The organism is Microvirga brassicacearum, assembly GCF_008757455.1.
GTDB lineage: Bacteria > Pseudomonadota > Alphaproteobacteria > Rhizobiales > Beijerinckiaceae > Microvirga > Microvirga brassicacearum.
In genome coordinates this window covers 1-2207 of record NZ_VCMV01000045.1, presented here as the reverse complement: position 1 = coordinate 2207, position 2207 = coordinate 1, and the positions used below count along the sequence as shown (strand labels likewise).

Sequence of the window (2207 nt, the reverse complement as noted above, 5' to 3'; positions counted from 1 at the left end):
CAGCCCTTGGTCAATCTGGGGCGCCACTACTTGCGGGATGTGGAGCATCCGCAGTGGATTTTCACGCTCCCCGGACATGCCCGTGTTCAGGCGCCCTGATTGGAATGTTTGGCCGTCCCTGGCGGCTCAGTGTTTTTCCGAACGACGGGCAAATTCCATTCGTTGTTAGAAAGTCGCTTTCGGATCACGGAGCGACGCCTGGTCTAGTCTAGGAGTCGTTCCACCGGCACTACAGTTCGACTGCTCCGAAGGCGAGCCCTGTCGTGAATCGTTGTTCAGGTTCCCGCTGCTATGCAGCTCAAACGAACCGCTTAGTCGGGAAGAACAACGCGATAAATCTCTGATTTGCCCTTGCCCCTGATCGGTATCGGCCCAAGCGCAACGGCTTGAACGCGGGTGCCAACCTGCATCCAGGCGGCCGTGCTCATGTGAATGCCAGCGCTCGTGCCATAGCCAGCGAGGCGGGCTGCGACATTCACGGTGTCACCCCGATGAGCGCCACCTCGTCTGCGGTGGCGCCAAGTGTGAGCAGCAGGACCTCCAACTTGCCGAGCCGTGCGTCCGCAGGCTCGCCGTCTACGAAACCTACCTCGCTCCGCCAACGTGCGATGATTGGCTGGAGGGCGCTCTCCCGGTGATGCGGCGAACAGAAGTACTTAAGTTTGAGATGAGCCTCTTGGGTCACGCGCTCCTCGAGCGCAGCGATCAGGCGGGACTTTCCGATGCCGGGCTCTCCCGAGATGAGCACCACCTGCCCCTCGCCATCCTTCGCCTGCCGCCGGCGGCGCAGCAGTAGATCGAGCTCGTCATCGCGCCCGAACAGCGGCACAAGCGCGGCCGCATGCATGGCCTCGAAACGGCTCTGCACCACGGCTTCACCCAGCACCCGCCAAGCGCAGACAGGGCTGGGCAATCCTTTGAGGTGAACAGCACCAATCTCGCAATATTCAAACAAGCCTCCGATGCGCCGCCGTGTTTCTGCGTCGATCACAGCGCAGCCAGGATCGGCGAGTGATTGTAGCCGTGCGGCAAGGTTCGGGGTCTCACCGATCACACTCTGCTCCTGTGCCGCACCGGCTCCCAGCAGGTCGCCCACGACGGCGAGGCCACTGGCGATACCGATGCGTGCGGCCAGCCGTTCCCCGGCGGGCGCGATCTCGCCGACCGTCTCAATTGCCGCTAAGGCAGCGCGCACGGCGCGCTCGGCATCGGCCTCGTCAGCTTGGGGCCAGCCGAAATAGACTAAGACCCCGTCGCCCATGTACTTCGCGACGAAGCCATCGAAACGGCCGACCGTCTCCGCGATCCCACGGTGATAGGTCCCGAGGACCTCGCGCATGTCCTCGGGGTCCAGGCGTGCGGCGAGCGCCGTCGAGCCGACGAGGTCGACGAACATCACTGTAAGCTGGCGCCGCTCAGCCTCCGGAGACGGCAGGGCTGTCCCGGAGATCGCCGTCCATACCTGGGTGGGCGCGGACGTGGCTGGAGGCGAGCCTGCGCGCAGGGCGGCGATGGCGGCGAGCAACTTGCGGCGGTGGCCCATCGAGACGACGCCGAGCCCGTCCAGGTCATCGGCGGTGAGGTCAGCCAAGACGTCGCCGTCGATGTCGTGTTCGCGGAACGCCTGTTCGTACTCTCCTAACCCTAGATCGCGCAACCACGTGCCAACGTCCATGATCCCTCCCGGGCTCGTGGTGATCGGAACTCCAAGTTCTTCAACCTACCGCAAAATGGCCGAGGGGCGTGATGAAACGGCACGAGCTGACTTCGGGCGAAGGGCAGCTTCTGGCACATCTGAGACCTTGTGCCTTTGTCAGCTTGCGAGCGCGAAGCGGAAGTTCACTGCGGGCAGGGAAATTCCTAATTCGACCCAATTCGTGCCGCTCAGAGGTACGGTCCAGTTTTTTGCAAGGTCCTTCGTGAGGAGCCTGACTCCACTTGGCCCGGTCCGCGGTCGAACCAAACTCGTCCGATGTCACATTCAGCGTTGCCATCTCGTCTCTCGGGCGTGCACCTTTCTGATAATGGAGTTGACGATGACACCGCGACTGGAAAATCCTTTCAAGGTTGCCCCGGAAGGCATCAAAGCCATGATGGCGCTTGAGGCGACCCTCAAGGCCAGCGGCCTGGAGCTCGGCCTACTGGAGCTAGTGAAACTGCGGGCCTCGCAGATCAACGGCTGTGCCTACTGCATCCACATGCATGCC

3 protein-coding genes are annotated in these 2207 nt (G+C 62.7%); 1 reads left to right on the top strand and 2 read right to left on the bottom strand.

All coding sequences use genetic code 11. From position 1 onward, the window contains the following. Window positions 1–311 precede the first annotated feature (311 nt). Window positions 312–479, bottom strand: coding sequence for a hypothetical protein (locus tag FEZ63_RS25010; RefSeq protein WP_162419801.1), 168 nt, complete (start codon window positions 477–479; stop codon window positions 312–314). Beyond that, window positions 476–1675 (bottom strand): adenylate/guanylate cyclase domain-containing protein, encoded by a 1200-nt coding sequence (locus FEZ63_RS20270; RefSeq protein WP_150947891.1) that lies wholly within the window; start codon window positions 1673–1675, stop codon window positions 476–478. The genes FEZ63_RS25010 and FEZ63_RS20270 overlap by 4 nt, the downstream gene beginning before the upstream one ends. 361 nt (window positions 1676–2036) lie before the next feature. Between FEZ63_RS20270 and FEZ63_RS20265 the strand changes: the two genes are divergently transcribed. After that, window positions 2037–2207, top strand: a 171-nt coding sequence (locus tag FEZ63_RS20265; RefSeq protein ID WP_150947889.1) for a carboxymuconolactone decarboxylase family protein, incomplete at its 3' end; no start/stop codon positions are given.